The organism is Lysinibacillus sp. RS11 (assembly GCF_042019215.1).
In the GTDB taxonomy this organism is placed as follows: domain Bacteria; phylum Bacillota; class Bacilli; order Bacillales_A; family Planococcaceae; genus Lysinibacillus; species Lysinibacillus xylanilyticus_A.
Map to the genome: position 1 here is coordinate 4,561,068 of NZ_CP168124.1, position 17,898 is coordinate 4,578,965.

Consider the following 17,898-nt stretch of genomic DNA (forward strand, 5'->3'; position numbering starts at 1 on the left):
CAAAAAAACAATAAAGGGGATCTCATTATGTGGATTATTACAGTTTTTGAACAAAATACTTATCGTATGTTCGAGTACGACACTAAAAACGAGGCAACAATTGCATTAAAAAAATTCAAGCATACAGCAATGCTTTCTTATACGAAATAAATAAAAAGAATCAACTCATTCTTACAAAAGGGAAATCGAGTTGGTTCTTTTAGTTTTTTACGAACAACATATCTTATTTAAGGTGGCAGAATTACGCTTACAATAATTTTTTTACGGAAAATGTCGAACACCTTTTTATCTATTGCCATATGTATATAGAGAAAAGGAGTGATATTAATGGTGACAATTGAGCCTATTATGATTAAGGGTCATTTTTTCACTGCAGTGATTGTTCAATTACCTAAAACAACACTACTAACAATTTCAAATGAAACGGGCTACATCATGTGTGGGGCTTTAGATATCGGTTTATTAAATGATCGCTTAGCTGACCGTAAAATTATTGCAGGTCGTGCAGTTGGTGTGAAAACAATCGATGAACTATTGACAGCCCCATTAGAATCCGTGACGTATGAAGCGCAGCAGCTCGGTATTACAGAAGGAATGCCTGGTGTAGAGGCATTATTAAAAATGATATAACCGGAAGTTTTTATGTATAAACAAAGCGTCAGTTCAATTTCGACTAGACGCTTTTTTTTGATGTATTATGTACAGTTTGAATAAGCTAGACACTCTTTCCCTATACTTTGGGCAAAGGAGTGTTCATTTTGGATAAAGATAAACATTGGAAAATACATGTAATCTTATTATTAATAGTCGTTATTATTTTTGTCTGGTCTGTCATAAAACCAGCTACCTATTTGGATTGGCTCGCAGAAGTTAGCCCTGCTGTGGTTGCTATTATTATTGTAGTCGCTATTTACAACAAATTCCGCTTCACAACTTTCTCATATGTGATCATTGCCCTTTTATCCATCTTAACATTTATTGGCGGGCACTATACTTATTCAGAGGTTCCACTTTTTAATTGGATAAAAGAAGAATTTCACTTACAGCGGAATGACTACGATCGTTTTGGACATTTTCTTAAAGGTTTGATGGCCATTGTCATAAGGGAAATATTAATACGAAAAACACCACTAACGAAAGGTGCTTGGTTAACAGGTATTACAATAAGTATTATGCTGGCAATTGCTGCTCTCTACGAAATCATTGAATGGCTCAGTACAAAAGTTTCAAAAGGCGGCAAGGGTGCTAAAGACTTTGTAGGGATGCAGGGAGATCCCTGGGATGCACAATGGGACATGTTTTCGGCCTTCCTTGGAACCATTTTAACTTTACTGCTATTTACAAAATTCCATGATAAATTATTGAAAAAGCAGGCAAAGTAAATCAATTTCACCTTGGCGTATACAAAAAATATTTGCTAAATGATGATAAACAATTTTCCTCTATAGTAAGCATAGCATAACTAATATGAACCTTTCGAAGGGTGGTATTCTATGTACTATGCAAATATAAGTCAGCACTCGCCCCATCCATCTCGTGTGATTGACGTCACTGGAAATGGAAAAGTAATGGCTACTCCAAGTTATGTTCAACTTCAAATTGAAGTCCAGACAAGAGGAAAAAATGTACAAGAAGCACAGCAGGAAAATGCAATCATTATGAATCGTGTTATCCAAGCTCTTTTAAATCTTCATATCCCAAGGGAAAATATTCAAACAGCTGTCTATACGATTTCACCACTTTATGATTATGAGGACGGCAAACAGATTTTTAAAGGCTATGAAGTCACAAATGGTATTACCGTTAAAGTAACGGATATGAATCAGATTGGTGTAATTATTGATACAGCCGTGGAAAATGGTGCAAATCGAATCTCCTCTATCCAATTCAATATTGACAATGCCGATGCCTATTATCAACAAGCTCTTAGTTTAGCCCTTCATAATGCGCAAATGAAGGCTAAAACGATTGCCGAGACAATGCATTTGCCTTTACAACCACAACCTATCGAAATTGTTGAGGAACTAGAGCGCGCCCCAGTTCTGTATAGATCCATGGCGATGGCCGATTCCAAAATTTCTACGCCTATTGAACAGGGTCAAATAGCCGTTAATGCGACTGTTCGAGTGAAATTTCAATATTAAAATGTATAATTCCAAAGCGAAAACTCCTCTCTTGATTTGTCTCGACAACAATTAAGCTATGAGAGTTTTCGCTTTTCTTCTACAGTAAAATGACAATGACACTCTCATTCCATATTTAATCTAATTGCAACGTAGCATTGCGGACTTGATACTATTGGTTTCGTTTGCAACAGCATTAAATTTGGTATGGTGATGATATCAAATATAAAAAGGAATGATAAAAATGAAAATTAGCAAATCGATTTTAGATTATCGTAAAAGTAATAATTTAAGCCAAGAACAATTGGCAAATAAAATCGGTGTGACTAGACAGGCCATTTCAAAGTGGGAACAAGAAAAAGGTGCCCCAGATATTGAAAATTTAATTTTATTAAGCGATGAAATGAATATTAGTTTAGATCATTTGATTAAAGGTAACAGCCCTATAAAAAAGCAAATCGCGAATAATGAAAAAGCAGTAAAGTTTCATTTTCTAGTAATTTTATTTTTAGTTGCTATTGTAATTTATATAGCTTATTTTGCACTTGTACACGAAATTTTTATGATTGGATTTTTAATTGCAACGCTCTTTATGCTAGGTATTGAACTTTATGTTTACATGAGAAAACATTCGAATTAGTTACGTCAAAATCCCAAGGAAAAGAGGCCTATCCGCTTTTCCTTGGGATTCAACACACATGCCAATACATATGGACATCAAGAATATTCCGCATACATGACTATATATTATTTAGGATTAAGTAAATTTTTTTCTAGACATACTACTTCATCAGATGTTTTAAAAATAATATCAAATGGCTGACTATACGAATGCATAAACAATTCATATTGAATCCGACGTTCTTCATGGGACTGCCTTAAATAATTGATATCGGTTCCTCTTTCAAGTACATCACGACCCAACCTTCTTATTAATTCCGTCTCACTATCTGTATAAAAATAAATTTTTAAATCAAATAATTCGGGATTAATAAATGCTACACTCATTCCCTCTACAATCGTTACTTTAGTTTTTGAAGAAATTAACGTACTTTTCATATAATGCGTATCTATTGTCAATAAATCTAGACCTTCTCGAACCATCTGAATATCTCTTTCTAAAGAAGGCAAATGATGGGCTGCTGGATGACAAGCCGTCATTTTAAAACAATGGTTTTCATTTTGATATGTATAGTCGATAATTGTTTGCTTACGTATATCTGAACTAACAATATACGGATCTGTATTCATATAATTCACTTCATTTTGATGTAGACAATTAACAAATTTATTGGCAAACGTTGTTTTCCCTGCTGCTCCATGTCCTGAGATACCAATTATAATCCTTTTATCATTCATCTTTATCCAATTCACTATTTCTTGTAGAATCTTCTCCATCTTCCTTCTCCTTTTACCAATAATCACAAAATAGGTGGTATGAAATTCGTTTCATACCACCTGATTAATTCGCAATTTTTTTATATGCTCCTGCTGCCGCCCTAACCACCGCAGGAAAACGTAGCTACAGAAGCGATCTTCTTCCTGTATCGGGAGGCGATTTTAAGCAAAACAAACTTTTATCATTTCCATACACGTTCTATTGTTATTTCATTATGCTTAGTGCTACATTGAAAAATATCTGGATTACTTAATTTTCCCCAAACTTGAAAATCGACCTCATTATTATAATACTTCAATAGTAAAGTAATTATATTTCCATGACTAACAATAATGGAATGCTCAGCACCACTTTGGAAAGTTTCCTCAACTACGTGAATGATCCGTTTCATTGCTTCGCTACTTGACTCTCCACCGTCAAACTTTAACTCCATATCGGTAAAAGTTGCTTGAAGTTTTTCATACCAATCAGGTAAATCTCTAGTGCTTAAAATACGTTCTGAAAGCCGTTCATCGATTTCAATATTTATATTTTTCCTATTACTTAACGGTTCTATAGTTTGAATTGCACGTAAAAAAGGACTGGCAATGATTCGATCAATTTTTATGTCAGCGAAAAAATCAGCTAAATCTTCTGCCTGATGAAAGCCATCTTCTGTTAAAGGAGCAGCCGCCGATTGTCCTTGAGCTTCGCAATGTCTAATTACATAAATATGCTTAACCATATAAACCTCCTAGAGAAAATATGGAGAACCGACATCATTGTTATTAATCACAATATCTGCATTGTCTTGAGGGTTATGTTCCTTTAAATATAAACTTGATGCAGCATGATACCGGTTAATGAACATAGCCTCTGCACTTTCATAGCTTCCAAATGCAATCGTCTCCCGTTTTGCTCCCCTATTTCGGGCTAGCTCAAAATCTGTCTGTACGAAAATTTTATAATCGAATAAATGTATTAGTTCTTTTTTAAATAAAAATGTTCCATCCACAATGAAAATGGTATCGTCTGTTGCAAGCAGTTGTTCTGGATTTACATATGCATCCTTTTCTAAATCTAACGAAACTGTCTGATACTGCCGATCTCCATCCTCTCCTAAAGGAATTAACAGCTTTTCCTTAAATGCTTGATAATCGTGTGCATCTTCATAATACCCGATTGCTGAATCCTTTCCCTGCCTATAGCGAATCGCTCTTGGATTATGAAAATTGTCAATGCTTGTTCGTACTACTTCCCTTTTTCTTCGACGAAGCTCTTCAGCAAGTTCATTGGCAAGAGTTGTTTTCCCTGAAGCTGTTATTCCACTAATTGCTACTCTAATTGGATGGTGAAGTTTTAAATCTATAATAGTATTGGCTACTTCTGAAATCAGTTCTCGTCTTAACATCTCTCGTTGACCTCATAGATTTTTAGATTTTAATTTACAATTATTATACCTTCTTTACTAATTAGTTCCAATTTATTTAATGCGTCACCAATCTTACCTTTCTTTAATTGCTCCGTATGTTCTTCTTTCTGATAACCTTCTAAATCAACGCTTATGTCGGATGATTCACTATTCGCCATAAGCTCTAATGATTTGGGTGCCTCTTTGTAGGATATTGTAATATCTCCCGAAGCAGTCTCTACAAATAATGCTTTTCCTTCGATGATTTCTTTCATAAAAACTTCACCGCTAGTCGAAGTAATTTTCGTTTTCGAACTGTTGACTCTAGTCATATAGCTATCACCATTCGTAGAGGCGATCGTTAATTCATTCACGGTACTATCCATCATTTTCAATTCTCCATCCTTTGATGTAATTTCACCTTTATCGGCCGATAGTCCCTTAATGATTTTAGAGCCCGAATCCGTTGAAATCGACAGTTCCTCTGTTTCAATGTTGTTCATTTTAACATCACCATAGCTGTTTTTTATTGCAATCTTATTCACAGCATTTTTAGGAACAGAAATGTGAATAGTACCCTTTTTTCCAAAGCTAAAGTTTTTCATAACCCCTCCTTCAGTGTCTTGTTGATATACTACAACTTTATTTCCGTCTTTCTTAATTTCAACAGGGTTATTTTCCTGCTTTTCTTGTAGTTTACCTTCAGTTTCAATTGTTATTTTTTCAGAATCTGTATTTTCTAATGCTATATCCCAAGACTCACCGTTTATTTCAAGTTCTTCAATTTGCTGAACATCAAAGGACTGTTCTTCGTTAATACCCTTTTCACCATTTGTTTTAAGGGTGAATATAATTCCTCCTATTGCAATTACAAATATCAAAGCTATGATCGCTTTTTTCACTTTGCATCCTCATTTCTCATATCAATTACGCCTCGGTACAAACAACATTTGCTGAAAAAATTTACGTTAAATCTACTTTGTCGACTTTATAATAAGAGAGATAACCAATAATAAGCCCTAATAGACACATGCTGATTGGGACGCCGACAAATTGGAATAAGCTAGCGGATGAATCCCCATTTGAAACTGTTGCATTAATAACAAATCCAATTAAGACCGCTGATGTAATTGTCGAAGCTGTTGATTTTCTTCGCATACCAAAGTACAAAGGAATTAAGCTTACCCCAGCCATCATAAAAGCATTAACAAAAGTAGATGGAATTGTAGCTACCATCTCCTGAATCTCTACAGGCGTATCAAACAGGTTCATCATTGGATTTAAGAAATAAACAGCAATATTAATCATAAAAGTTGCAATAATAATACTAAAGAAACAAAATCCGAAAACTAAAGACAGTTTAGCGAGAATTATTTTTTTCCTTTTTAATGGATACGTAAATAATAATTGGACCGTTTTATTTTTATATTCGTCAATGACTAAACGCGATAAAATCACACTCGAAAAAATAATAAAAACAATTCGAATTAAAATATTTGTTAAAGACATAAAATCTGTATAATCCCGAAACACCTGTTCATCTCCGGAACCCAAGGCCATAAGCACAACCGCCGCCAAAATCCCAACAATACAACTGATTAATCCTTTAAAATAACCAGCTATACAATTCTTTTTCCATTCAAGCCTTAATAGTTTAAGCAATTTGATTCCCTCCATTAATAAGATTTAAGAAATACTCTTCTAAATGCTGTTGCTGTTTTTCAATTCCATTGATAACAATGTCATTTAAAATAAGCTCTTTATTAATTTGAGATTGAGAAATATCATGTTCAAAAATTCGAATACAATGCTGATTCACAATTTCATATTTCCGAATTCCTAACTTGTTCTCTAGCACACGAATCGCTTTTTTCAAATCGTCTATTTTGATTTCCAGGTACTCCATGTTTTCTTTTCGAATATCCTCCATTTTTACTTCCTTTAATAATTTCCCATGGTGAAGGATGCCAATAGTATCTGCTATTGATTCAACTTCTGACACGATATGACTTGATATTAAAATAGTGATTCCATGCTCTTCTTTTAACAGCATTAAAAGCTCGCGTATATCTTTAATACCTATAGGATCAAGACCATTTATCGGCTCATCCAGAATTAGAATCTCTGGTTTCGTAACAATTGCCCGTGCGATGCCTAATCTTTGCTTCATCCCTAGCGAAAATTCATGTATTTTTTTATGTTCCACTCCATCCAGACCTACAATAGCTAGTGCCTCTTGTATAGCCCCTTTTTCATAAACACCAACATACTCACAGTGAAGCTCTAAATTCTCCTTTGCTGTTAGCCTTTCATAAAATTCCGGATACTCAATAATGCTGCCTATTTTGTTTAAATATTGATAGGAGGACGTTGTGATTAGATTATTAAAAATCTTTATTTCACCTGAAGTTGGTTTTACTAAATTTAATATCATCTTCATAATCGTCGTTTTCCCTGCCCCATTCGGACCTAAAAACCCATAAATCTCTCCCTTCTTAACATTCATATTGACATTCGAGACAGTTTCGACTCCTTTAAAGCTCTTACTTAATTGCTGTATTTGAATAACAGTTTCCATGTTGTTTACTCCTTACCATTTTGAATTCGTTACATTTATCTTAATAAGTGAAAGTAAAAACAAAGTAAACTCGATGGAAAATGACAGTAATTTTTGCAAGAGAGTAAGGATATAACAATCAGAAGCTGTTATGATGAAATTGAAATGAGGGATAAAAATGGAATCTACAGAAAAAATCTTAATCGTAGATGATGAGATTGGTATATTAAAATTATTAGAAATTACACTTAGAAAAGAAAACTTTACAAATATTGATACTGCATCGACGGGCAAAGACACATTGCAGCTTGTCAAAACCAATATATACGATATTATTTTGCTCGATATCATGCTGCCAGATATAAGTGGCTTTGAGCTCTGTACGGAAATACGGAAGCATACAAATACACCGATCATTTTTGTCAGTGCTCGCTCTACAGATTTTGATAAATTAACAGGACTAGGGATCGGTGGAGATGATTATATTACAAAACCTTTCAATCCTTTAGAGGTCATTGCTCGGATAAAGGTCATCCTTCGACGTCAAAAAATGTATGAGAATTCACAGCAACAGCAAAGTGTGAAGTTCGATTTCGGTTATTTTGCTCTTAATCCTGAATCTGCAACATTAATCGTTAATAATCAGATCGTCGAATGTACAGCTAAGGAGTTAGAGCTACTGCAGTTCTTTTGTAAAAATCCTAACCGTATTTTCACTACTACACAGCTCTATGAATTTGTTTGGGGAAATGACGTTTATGGTGAGGAGAAAACCGTTACGATCCATATTTCGAAGCTAAGGAAGAAACTTGGAGATGATACGCGTAACCCTAAAATCATTGTAAACTTACGTGGAATTGGTTATAAATTTATTCCACCAAAAGAGGATTCACGATGCGAATAAGTACACGATTTATGTTTCACCTCGCGTTGGGGATAATTTTGTGGATATTTGCATCAGGTATTTGTATTTTGATTAGTGTAGAAGGAATCCTTCCACTTATCAATAAATCTGTAAATGAAGATTCTGAGAATATGATTGTACTATGGACTTTCGGGTTCAGCACTATAGCTTGTATCGGAGCATTTGGATGGTATTTTGGGGGTCCCCTTGGATTTATCATGACATGGATTCATCAGCTTTCACAAGAAAATTACGAAAAGCCGGAGGGATTCTCTAAAATCTATACTCGAAAAGGAAAGCTTCGTATGCGCTATCTTTTATATCAAGAGGTACTTCAACATTTACAAAGCTTATCTTTCAAATTACAAGCAGCGGAGATAGAACGAGAAAAAGTAGAGCAAGCTAAACAAGAATGGATTGCGGGTATTTCGCACGATTTAAAAACACCATTAACTTATGTTACAGGCTACTCTACTCTGTTATTAAACGAGCAATATGAATGGTCTAAAGGGGAAGCCCAATCCTTTATTCAAGAAATTGCAGATAAAGGCAAGCATATGGAGGAACTTATTCAAGATTTAAGTCTCGTTATTCAGTTAAATAGTGCGAATGGCTACTTACCTTTGCATAAAGAAAATCTGGATATAATTGAATTTACTAAACGAATTGTTGCCACTATGAGCAATAATCCACAAGCTAATGCCTATAGGCTTCATTTTGACACGGATATTTCAATACTTAACGTTGAATTTGATGCTAAATTCATGCAACGGATATTGCAAAACATTCTTATGAATTCAATTATCCACAATCCACATAACACAGATATTTATACACAGATTTTTAATAGGTCCGAGCATGTAGAAATTCACATTGTGGATAACGGTGTGGGGATATCCAAGCACATGTTAGATAATATTTTTCAGCAGTATTATCGCGGAACTACGACAGATGCTTCTTCTGAAGGTACTGGACTGGGCATGGCGATCGTTTATAAGCTTGTTCAAGCTCATAAAGGCTCCATCGCCGTACAAAGTGAACCTTCTAAAGGGACGACGTTTATTATTACATTGCCTAAAAAATAATAGGATACTGGACTTTACCTGAGCTGTTCTTCTGCGGGCCCGAGCGATTGTTGACTCTTCTTGGTCCCGCTAGAAACCATTCATGAAATTATATTGTATGTCATATATTTAGACATTATAAATAGGTTCAATAAGGAGGGTTCCATGCAATCTGAAAAATTGCGACTAAAAAAGATTCAACATCTAGCCTATGAAATTACGGATGAAATGAACAGAGGGAAAGAACTTACTCAGTTAGATACATTGATTCCTGTTATTGATAATTTATCGCGTGCAATTGGTGATCTAACTGATTCATTTGGAAAGTATTCTTTAGACAATGTTGAGGAAAGAGTAAAAAATGCTCATTCATTATTGTTTAATAAGGACAGCGTAAATATGTACTAATCGAACGTTTGGAAAAGGGTAATCATAAAAATAATGATTACCCTACCTCAATTAATGCGTATCAGGTTCAAATGTTTTGCAGTCGGTTTCTTCACTATTAGATGCCTGCTGTCCCTTTTGACTTACAACATAAATTTTTTCTGCAGTACATTTGTTTCCAGAATCCCAAAATGTACAGTTATTTACTTCACAGAGAATTTCTTGTGCCATTTTTTTCACACCTCCTCTTTTGTTATCATTAACAAAATCGAGGTATTCAATACTTATTAATAGAAGGTTAATCCGCAAATCCCGTAGCGGAAATCAGAGCCTTCAAATCAATCAAGGTGGATAAAAATAGTTAATCAACACACCTGAAAAATTATATTTATCTTCAAAAGCTTCATTCTAATTATGCTATGATTACTTTATCCGCAAGTGATGATATTTGGGTTTATATACAAAAATACTATTACCTATTTGGAGGTAATAGCATTTTTATGTTGCATGATACGTTGTTATTCAATAACTTCTGTTGCTGTTGCCTCTTGAACAAGAATAATGCCATCATAAGCTTCTTGAGGTGTCATTTTAATTGTATAAAGCATCTGTGTGTACTTGTACCAAAAGCTAAAGTCATCACCGATATTCCCCATTCTCTGCTTCTCAGCAAGAATTTCTGCTAACTCGTCAGATTCACTTGCTTTTTCAAAATCTACATAGAAAATATTTTCCTTAACTTCGCTGAAAGCATCGATTAATGCATTATGATGCTTAACTGTATAAGTTTTTCTTTCACCAGATCCATTTTGTGCCTGAAACGTATTGTTAACAAAGTCCGTCCCAATGGCAAAGTACGCATCTTTATACTCTTCGTCTAAGTATTGACCCATAGATGTGTATCCTGCCATATTTGCAGAAGTTTTCTCTATATGTCCATTATGAGCAGACATTAATACTTTATCATGACCTTGAGCCGCTTCAAATTCAACAATCCACTGTAAGTTGTTAGCTAAATATTTATCACGAAGATTCATATAATCACTGTCATTTAAAAATAATTGCGTGCGTTGTTTCATGATTTGTGCATATTGGGCAGCAAATAAATAGGCTTCTTTCGATGATTGCTTTATGTAAGCTTCTTTATTTGTTTGCAAATCCTTTATCATTGCATCAATATTTCCGTCTAGTTCTTTTAGTTGATCACTCTTTAAATCGCGCATTGTCTTATTTGAAACGTGTTGTAATTGGACTGCATATTCCTTTGCTTTGTCCTGATCAACTGCTTCATAATAATCCAATAACCCTTTTTTACTAAAATCATAGCGTTGCATATCATTACCGTAAAAATAAATTTTATCTTTCTCATCGGCAGTCAAGTTATAATCATGCATCCATTGAACAAAGTCAATCATTTGCTCCGTTTTATAGATACCATAATCCAAAGCTTTTACCGCTTCCTCAGCTGTGCCAGTACCATTTAAAATGAACTGATTGATTTGCTGAGCGCCACCAAAATCGCCTTCTAATACAAAAACACGGACATTTTCATTTTTTATTAAAGCCTGAAAAACATCCTTCTTTAATGTTTGAAATTCAACATTTCCGTGTGTCGCTTCGCCGAAACCAATTACTTTCACATCATTCGGAATATCTATATCTTCAACTGCAGATGTATACTTTGGAGCATCCTTAACGGCTTCTCCCTTTCCACAGCCCGCTAAAGATAATAAAAGAAATAATGCTGAAATTAATAAAAAGCTCCTTTTAACAAATACCATTTTAAGAAATCTCCCTTACTCTATTAAATGCCCGTACTCGCCCAATTAGTGAAGGCTGATCATCAGTGAAGATGAAGTAAATCCCCACTGTTTAAAATTCACTTTATACAGCTTTTCGTTGGAAGTATAAATATCCTCCAAGGAAAAACAGTAAGAACCCTCCGCCTACAACTGTTAATAATTGATCCCAAGGCACAAAGAATACCTCCCCTGTATCGCCACCAACATTCATCATCAAGAAGGGCTGACCCCATGGATAGTAAGGTCCAAAACGTTTGGAATTGACTGCTAAGATAGAAGGTAAAGTAAAAATGACGTTTACGGCAAATGGAGCAGCAAAGCTTTTAAACATAACGGACGTCCACAGCTGCAACGCGACTAATGGCAATGTCGCTATCCATCCTCCAAAAATACTTTTCCATACAATCTCCATTGGGAAAGGATCTGTGTAGCCTTTTATAAGACCTACTGCATATATAGAGCATAAATATAGTACCTGCATCGCCAACACAAGAAGCATAATTAATAGATACTTTGCAACAAATACTTTCCCTCTTGTAACAGGTAATGCTAAAAGTTGTTTCCAGCCACCCGATTGATGTTCATATCTACAAATAACACTCGCAAATACTCCTGAAATTAAAGGCAGGAATAATAATGCATATGTTAAATTCATGGAAATTAAAGAGACGTACCATTCATTAATTTCAGAACCTATTAAACCATTCATAGTGTTTGATGCTAATCCTATAAAAAGTCCGATTATAGGTCCTGCCAAAATTAATGGCACCATTTTAGATTTTCGCAATTTAAACCATTCAGCGCTCAGTATAGATCCCATTACTTTACATCCCTTCTAGCAAAATCGATCGTTCCGATAATATACAGTACAATACCAATGCCTATTCCAAGCATGACATTAATAATCGGCTCATCCCATTGATTCATTAACGATGGCCATTTCCAAATCATCCAATCAGGTAAAAAATATGATAAGTAGGCAAAAATCACGCCAAAAATACCTACTGTTATTGGTATCCCCTGATTATGACAAACACTTGCAATCCAAAGCTGAAGTGCCAATATTGGCAACGCAGCAAAATATGGATAATAACTAAATTTAGCAATTTCCCCAATTGGTATGCTATCACCTAAATCTAAAAACACGCCATAAGCCATCGTAACTAACATTAACAACGTGGAAGACAAAAACAATAAAATGGCTAGCACTGTGAATTTCGATAAGTACACCGTTAATTTTGAGACAGGTAGTGCAATTAATTGCTTCCAAGCATTTGTTTCGTTTTCAATGCTTGCCATAAATGAAGTTAAAATAGCAATCCCTAAAACAATAGCAAGCGGTGTAAATGAATGAACATTTAATAAATAGTAGCCCCAATCGTCCTTGCTTTGCTCTAACAAATAGTCCTTCCTTACGCCGTAATTCACCATTTGTAGGGCAACAACACCTATGGGTCCTAAAGCTGTTAAAAACCATAATCCTTTGCGTTTAATTTTCAAAAAGTCAGAAGTTAATAGTTTTCCTATCATAGCGCTTGCTCTCCTGCTGTCATTTGAAGGAAAATCTCTTCTAATGATCGTTTCTCTTCCTCTACTCGGTATACCGAAATGCCTTCTTGTACGAGGATTTGTACAATATGTGCTACTTTTTCATCTGAGCATTCATCGAATAAAATCAGGTCATCCTTATGTTCTGCCTTAATACCATTTGCTACTAGTGAACGCCAACCCTTTTCGCCATTACTCACCTTAATTAATACCTTTGGCTGAGCAAATCTGCGCATTGCCTCAATTGAATCTTGGAAAATCATCTTTCCCTTCGTAACGATCCCCACCTGTGTAGCCATTTGATCGATTTCTGATAGTAAATGACTTGAAATAATAACCGTCATTCCATATTCTGAAGGCAATCGTTTAATCAAATTACGGATTTCGATAATACCTGATGGATCAAGACCATTCGTTGGTTCATCTAAAATAAGTAATTCAGGATTGTGTAACAAGGATGCTGCAATACCTAAACGTTGCTTCATCCCAAGTGAAAAGCCCTTTACTTTTTTATTGGCAACATCCTTTAAACGAACAATCTCTAGTACTTCATCGATGCGTGATTTCGGTACACCTAAAATTTTTCTTAACGCTTCTAAATTTTCATAGGCTGTTAAATGTGGATAATAGGAAGGGTTCTCTACCAATGAACCGACCTTTGCTAAAATATTTATTCGTTCTTTCGTTAAATCTTTTTGGAAGATTTTAATTGTCCCCGAAGATGGCTTCATCAGCCCAAGAAGCATACGAATAGTCGTCGTTTTTCCCGCTCCATTCGGTCCTAAAAATCCATATATTTCACCTTTACGTATTTTTAAATTTATATTTGATACAGCTTGCTCTTTACCAAAGCTTTTTGATAAATTTTCTGTTTGTACGATATATTCCATTGTCCTCACCTCTGTCATTATCATAAGTAATGAAGGTTAAAAACAGGTAAGGCCCAAGTTTAAATTTTGTTTAAAAAAGACACTTTATCATAACGTGGATTGATTTCCGTTCCGGCTGGGTGCTTTCTTTGGGGTGTCCGATGAGCCGCTTCGCTTCGCTGCAGGGTCTCGGGCCAACACGATGTTGGTCACGAAGGCGTTATCACAGGACGTGATGCTCTTAGCCTTCGTTCCCCTATCGCTAATCCCCGAGGAGTCGCCCAGCCTCCACTCCAATCAACTTATTTACATGGCGTACGTTTTAACAAATGGCATCCCTACTTTTGTGATGAGCATTAAAAAGAAGATAGCAATTCAATTCCAATCGCCTTACTATTAAGTACTGCTCCATTCTACTTTCCCAAGAAGTCCGTATGTATTATGAATTAAAAAAAAGCATGCCATAAGCTTTGCTGGCATACTGTTTGGACATTACTGAAATGAAGCATGCCTTAACATGCTTCACAAATTATTCTATTTGTAGTGTTTAATTTTAATCTTTGTGCCGGATTCGCTTGACTCAATATCCCAGTCTAAATCCATGCCCTTTACCATGATATCAACGATAGATAAGCCGATGCCCGCACCTTTAGCATTGGATTCATTTTTCATGCCGTTTCCGTGATCTTTAATGATAAATGCATCATAGTGCTCCGTCGATTCAGTTTCCACGCCAATATATTTCCCGCTATTTGCATGGCGTAATACATTTTGAAATAAATTATCAAATATACGCCCAAGCCAAATCGGATCAACTTGCCACTCATTTTTCTCAAATGGATGTACCTCAATATCGATTTCAAAGCCTTCTTTTTCGAATACCGGATACCATGTTGTCATTTGCTCACGTACAAATCGTATAACGTTGATTTCTTTTTGTTCAAATTTATATTTACTAGCCATTAGTAAAGTATAGGACATTAAATTTTCTATTAAAGCATCGATATTTACAATCGAAATTTCCATTGCTTTAATAGCCTGTTGCCCCTCTTCTGATAGTTCCTCTTTGCTGAGAGAAAAAGATTGCGCTCTAATTTTCGTTAAAGGGGTACGTAGGTCATGTGATAGATTAGCAATCAGCTCTCTTCGTAACTGTTCTTCCTGCTGCTCACGATTTTTACTCTCCCTAAGCTCACACACCATTCGGTTAAAGCTTTGTTCAAGTTGACCAATCTCGTCCTTCTTTTTGACCTTCGTTTCAATAGGTAAGCCATCTACATCACGAATTTCCATCGCTTCTTGAAGGTGCAATAGTCTTTTCCGAATCCCTCTGAAAAATAAAAAGGAAACTACAATGAAAAACAAAATAATGGAAATAACACCCAATAATATAATGGCACCATATTTTTCATAAACATTCACAAGTGGTGGTTTAAATAATTCTTTTGGCATTTCAAAAACAATAAATCCATTGGACTCGTCATCTCCTAAAAAAGCGATAACTGTAAACGGATCACCACCATAACGCTCTTTAATAAATTTTGTAGTATACGCTGGTGTCCATTTGGATGGAATCTGTTCCTCCACATTCACTTTTGTGAGTAAAGTTCCATCCTCACTTACCCAAAACATAGAAGCTTTTGGATATTGCTTCTGCCAATCCTCAAAACGTTGAGTAATTGTTTCCTCTGTAATGATTTTTATACTTTTAGCTTCCGCATGCCATTTTTCCTCTATTTCGCTTTCCCTGAGAACTTCACTTGAAAAATCAGTTTTTCCTATTCCAAACACAAAAGCAGCAATAGCAAAGTATGATAATTGAACAATAGAGATGGCTAAAAAAATAATCAACATATACTTAGCTAATAATGATCGGAAAAATTTCATAGCTTCACCCTATAGCCAATACCACGAATGGTTTCAATAATTGTCGGCTTCGCTGGATCTATTTCTATTTTTTCTCTTAAGTATCGAATATGCACCATTAATGTTTTATCGCCTTCTATGTAGCTTTCACCCCAGACACCCTCATAAAGCTGTTCCTTTGTTAGGATTTGATTTAAATGGCGAACAAAATATTGAAATAAATAGAACTGCTTGCCTGTTAATTGAACCTCTTCATCTGTCTGCGTATTCATGATTCGCATTTCTTTCGTAAAAATTTTAAGATGCTGAAGATCCAGTACATCGTCGTTCTTTTGATATCTTCTTAACAATACTTCCACACGCGCTACTAGTTCATCAGGATGGAATGGCTTCGTTAAATAGTCATCTGCGAAATTAAGCCCCTCTATTTTATCCTCCACAGCCGTACGTGCTGATAACATCAAAATAGGAATTTCTTTATTTTCTCGCTTAATTCTTTTACCAATTGAAAAGCCGTCTAATCCAGGCAGCATCACATCCAATATCGCGATATCCTTAGAGGCTATGTGCTGATCGACCTCTTCACCAGATTCTAGCCATGTCACTTCATAGCCCCTTTCGGTTAAATCCTTCGTCACCCATTGGCCAATCTCTTTTTCGTCTTCTATGTACAATATGCGAAACAATGTTCATCCTCCTATTCTATGTATTCATATAGCCTTAAAAATAACGTTATACTAAAAACCCATATTTTGCATTATATAATTTCAAATAGGGTCTTCACCCTAACGTGTGGTTGATTTCCGTTCCGGCTGGGGGCGTCCAGCCTCCACTCCAATCAACTTATATCAATTTCGCCTTGGCGTAATTGCGTCCGGATTTTGAATTGTGCCAGCACAATTCATTCCTTTGAAATCCGTGACATCCGCTGGAGGCTTTATCTTCATTCAGTAGAGGTGGAAACCTATTGACGGGAACCACATCCGCATTTATCTCACTACCTTCAGAGGTGGGAGTCTTCTATTGAATGAAGATAAAAGGCATATACCTTAACAAATGTAAATCTACAACTTTTGGTGAAGAGCCTTCAACTATTTATTCTATTTGAAATTTATGTAACAGCTCTTCTTACTATCTCTCCCATCTCCATTGCCAAAAAGATTGCGTTTTTTACTCATGTGTCCTTTCGGATTGAATAATAAACTTGACGTACTGATGAAATGAAGGGAGCAAAAAAGATGAATACATTAGTATCCGCAAAAAATGTGACAAAAATTTATAACAAAAATCAAGTGCCTGGACTCAATAAAGTATCTTTTGACATTCAATCTGGTGAATTTGTTGGAATTATGGGGGCATCTGGATCAGGAAAAACAACTTTATTAAATATTCTATCTACGATTGATACGCCTACAGATGGTGAAATTTTAATTGATGGTGTTGATATAAAAACACTCAATGATAACCAATCTGCTGATTTTAGAAAGGATCATTTAGGCTTTATTTTTCAGGAGTATTTTTTACTTGATAGCTTATCCGTAAAGGAAAATATTGCAGTACCCCTTACTTTACTGCACAAATCTCCAGAAGAAATAGATTCAACGATCAACTATTTAGCAAAGCGTTTTGGGATATTCGAACAATTATCAAAGTACCCTAGTCAGCTTTCTGGCGGGCAAAAGCAAAGAGTTGCCGCAGCCAGAGCAATTGCGAAACAGCCAAGTATTTTATTTGCTGATGAACCAACAGGCGCATTAGATTCACACTCTGCAACTGAGTTACTTCAAAAGTTAAGAGAAGTAAATGAGGAACTCCATACTACTATTTTAATGGTAACTCATGATGCTTATGCAGCAAGTTTTTCAAGTAGAATTCTGCTATTTAAAGATGGAAATATCATAAAGGAATTAAAAAGAAACAATCAAACCAGAAAACAATTTTTTGAAGAAATATTAAAGGAAATCTCTAAATAAAGACTAAAGGGTGAAA

General features: G+C 35.3%; 22 protein-coding genes. 9 read left to right on the forward strand and 13 right to left on the reverse strand.

The genetic code is table 11. From position 1 onward, the window contains the following. Positions 1–27: 27 nt before the first annotated feature. The 5 genes from AB9L17_RS23520 to AB9L17_RS23540 all read left to right on the forward strand — a co-directional run bounded on the left by AB9L17_RS23520 (position 28) and on the right by AB9L17_RS23540 (position 2,763). Positions 28–150 carry a hypothetical protein gene (locus AB9L17_RS23520; RefSeq protein ID WP_263297471.1) on the forward strand — a complete coding sequence of 41 codons (123 nt, stop codon included), beginning with the start codon at positions 28–30 and terminating at the stop codon, positions 148–150. Between the two features lie 177 nt (positions 151–327). Then, positions 328–630: a YunC family protein gene (locus AB9L17_RS23525; protein WP_068985005.1), complete on the forward strand. Its 303-nt coding sequence runs from the start codon at positions 328–330 to the stop codon at positions 628–630. Between the two features lie 128 nt (positions 631–758). Beyond that, positions 759–1,382 carry a DUF2238 domain-containing protein gene (locus tag AB9L17_RS23530; RefSeq protein ID WP_375199869.1) on the forward strand — a complete coding sequence of 208 codons (624 nt, stop codon included), beginning with the start codon at positions 759–761 and terminating at the stop codon, positions 1,380–1,382. Between the two features lie 111 nt (positions 1,383–1,493). Beyond that, the gene (locus AB9L17_RS23535) at positions 1,494–2,144 is read left to right on the forward strand and encodes an SIMPL domain-containing protein (protein WP_375199870.1); all 651 of its coding nucleotides are present in this window, start codon (positions 1,494–1,496) and stop codon (positions 2,142–2,144) included. Between the two features lie 223 nt (positions 2,145–2,367). After that, on the forward strand, positions 2,368–2,763 hold the full coding sequence (locus tag AB9L17_RS23540) for a helix-turn-helix domain-containing protein (RefSeq protein ID WP_068985007.1): 396 nt from the start codon (positions 2,368–2,370) through the stop codon (positions 2,761–2,763). Between the two features lie 107 nt (positions 2,764–2,870). Here AB9L17_RS23540 and AB9L17_RS23545 read toward each other — a convergent pair whose 3' ends face one another. The 6 genes from AB9L17_RS23545 to AB9L17_RS23570 form a co-directional block, all read right to left on the reverse strand. Then, positions 2,871–3,521 carry a uridine kinase family protein gene (locus AB9L17_RS23545; RefSeq protein ID WP_223554048.1) on the reverse strand — a complete coding sequence of 217 codons (651 nt, stop codon included), beginning with the start codon at positions 3,519–3,521 and terminating at the stop codon, positions 2,871–2,873. 182 nt (positions 3,522–3,703) lie between these two features. Then, positions 3,704–4,246 carry a histidine phosphatase family protein gene (locus AB9L17_RS23550; protein ID WP_223554049.1) on the reverse strand — a complete coding sequence of 181 codons (543 nt, stop codon included), beginning with the start codon at positions 4,244–4,246 and terminating at the stop codon, positions 3,704–3,706. 9 nt (positions 4,247–4,255) lie between these two features. Continuing rightward, entirely contained in the window at positions 4,256–4,912 is a 657-nt protein-coding gene (locus tag AB9L17_RS23555) for a uridine kinase (RefSeq protein WP_068985010.1), read from the reverse strand. 29 nt (positions 4,913–4,941) lie between these two features. Beyond that, positions 4,942–5,814, reverse strand: a complete 873-nt coding sequence (locus AB9L17_RS23560) for a DUF4097 family beta strand repeat-containing protein (protein WP_223554051.1) — start codon at positions 5,812–5,814, stop codon at positions 4,942–4,944. A gap of 61 nt (positions 5,815–5,875) precedes the next feature. Beyond that, positions 5,876–6,574 carry an ABC transporter permease gene (locus AB9L17_RS23565; RefSeq protein ID WP_068985012.1) on the reverse strand — a complete coding sequence of 233 codons (699 nt, stop codon included), beginning with the start codon at positions 6,572–6,574 and terminating at the stop codon, positions 5,876–5,878. Further along, positions 6,567–7,490, reverse strand: coding sequence for an ABC transporter ATP-binding protein (locus AB9L17_RS23570; RefSeq protein WP_068985013.1), 924 nt, complete (start codon positions 7,488–7,490; stop codon positions 6,567–6,569). Before AB9L17_RS23570 ends, AB9L17_RS23565 begins: the two co-directional genes overlap by 8 nt. Positions 7,491–7,647: 157 nt before the next feature. Between AB9L17_RS23570 and AB9L17_RS23575 the strand changes: the two genes are divergently transcribed. The 3 genes from AB9L17_RS23575 to AB9L17_RS23585 all read left to right on the forward strand — a co-directional run bounded on the left by AB9L17_RS23575 (position 7,648) and on the right by AB9L17_RS23585 (position 9,845). Then, positions 7,648–8,373, forward strand: a complete 726-nt coding sequence (locus AB9L17_RS23575; RefSeq protein WP_068985014.1) for a response regulator transcription factor — start codon at positions 7,648–7,650, stop codon at positions 8,371–8,373. Then, positions 8,364–9,458, forward strand: a complete 1,095-nt coding sequence (locus AB9L17_RS23580) for a sensor histidine kinase (protein ID WP_223554054.1) — start codon at positions 8,364–8,366, stop codon at positions 9,456–9,458. Before AB9L17_RS23575 ends, AB9L17_RS23580 begins: the two co-directional genes overlap by 10 nt. Positions 9,459–9,602: 144 nt before the next feature. Continuing rightward, positions 9,603–9,845, forward strand: a complete 243-nt coding sequence (locus AB9L17_RS23585; RefSeq protein WP_068985016.1) for a group-specific protein — start codon at positions 9,603–9,605, stop codon at positions 9,843–9,845. A 51-nt stretch (positions 9,846–9,896) separates the two neighbouring features. Here AB9L17_RS23585 and AB9L17_RS23590 read toward each other — a convergent pair whose 3' ends face one another. The 7 genes from AB9L17_RS23590 to AB9L17_RS23620 all read right to left on the reverse strand — a co-directional run bounded on the left by AB9L17_RS23590 (position 9,897) and on the right by AB9L17_RS23620 (position 16,595). Continuing rightward, positions 9,897–10,055, reverse strand: coding sequence for a DUF1540 domain-containing protein (locus AB9L17_RS23590; protein WP_068985017.1), 159 nt, complete (start codon positions 10,053–10,055; stop codon positions 9,897–9,899). A gap of 287 nt (positions 10,056–10,342) precedes the next feature. Further along, entirely contained in the window at positions 10,343–11,605 is a 1,263-nt protein-coding gene (locus tag AB9L17_RS23595; protein WP_375199871.1) for an erythromycin esterase family protein, read from the reverse strand. A 103-nt stretch (positions 11,606–11,708) separates the two neighbouring features. Next, entirely contained in the window at positions 11,709–12,446 is a 738-nt protein-coding gene (locus AB9L17_RS23600; RefSeq protein ID WP_375199872.1) for an ABC transporter permease, read from the reverse strand. Continuing rightward, complete coding sequence (locus tag AB9L17_RS23605; RefSeq protein ID WP_375199873.1) at positions 12,446–13,156, reverse strand: ABC transporter permease; 711 nt, start codon at positions 13,154–13,156, stop codon at positions 12,446–12,448. Before AB9L17_RS23605 ends, AB9L17_RS23600 begins: the two co-directional genes overlap by 1 nt. Then, the gene (locus AB9L17_RS23610; RefSeq protein ID WP_068985021.1) at positions 13,153–14,064 is read right to left on the reverse strand and encodes an ABC transporter ATP-binding protein; all 912 of its coding nucleotides are present in this window, start codon (positions 14,062–14,064) and stop codon (positions 13,153–13,155) included. The genes AB9L17_RS23605 and AB9L17_RS23610 overlap by 4 nt, the downstream gene beginning before the upstream one ends. Before the next feature lie 513 nt (positions 14,065–14,577). Further along, on the reverse strand, positions 14,578–15,930 hold the full coding sequence (locus AB9L17_RS23615) for a sensor histidine kinase (protein ID WP_068985022.1): 1,353 nt from the start codon (positions 15,928–15,930) through the stop codon (positions 14,578–14,580). Next, positions 15,927–16,595, reverse strand: coding sequence for a response regulator transcription factor (locus tag AB9L17_RS23620; protein WP_068985023.1), 669 nt, complete (start codon positions 16,593–16,595; stop codon positions 15,927–15,929). Before AB9L17_RS23620 ends, AB9L17_RS23615 begins: the two co-directional genes overlap by 4 nt. 552 nt (positions 16,596–17,147) lie before the next feature. On the opposite strand from AB9L17_RS23620, the gene AB9L17_RS23625 reads away from it, so the two are divergent. Next, complete coding sequence (locus AB9L17_RS23625; RefSeq protein ID WP_375199874.1) at positions 17,148–17,882, forward strand: ABC transporter ATP-binding protein; 735 nt, start codon at positions 17,148–17,150, stop codon at positions 17,880–17,882. The last annotated feature ends 16 nt before the right edge of the window (positions 17,883–17,898 follow it).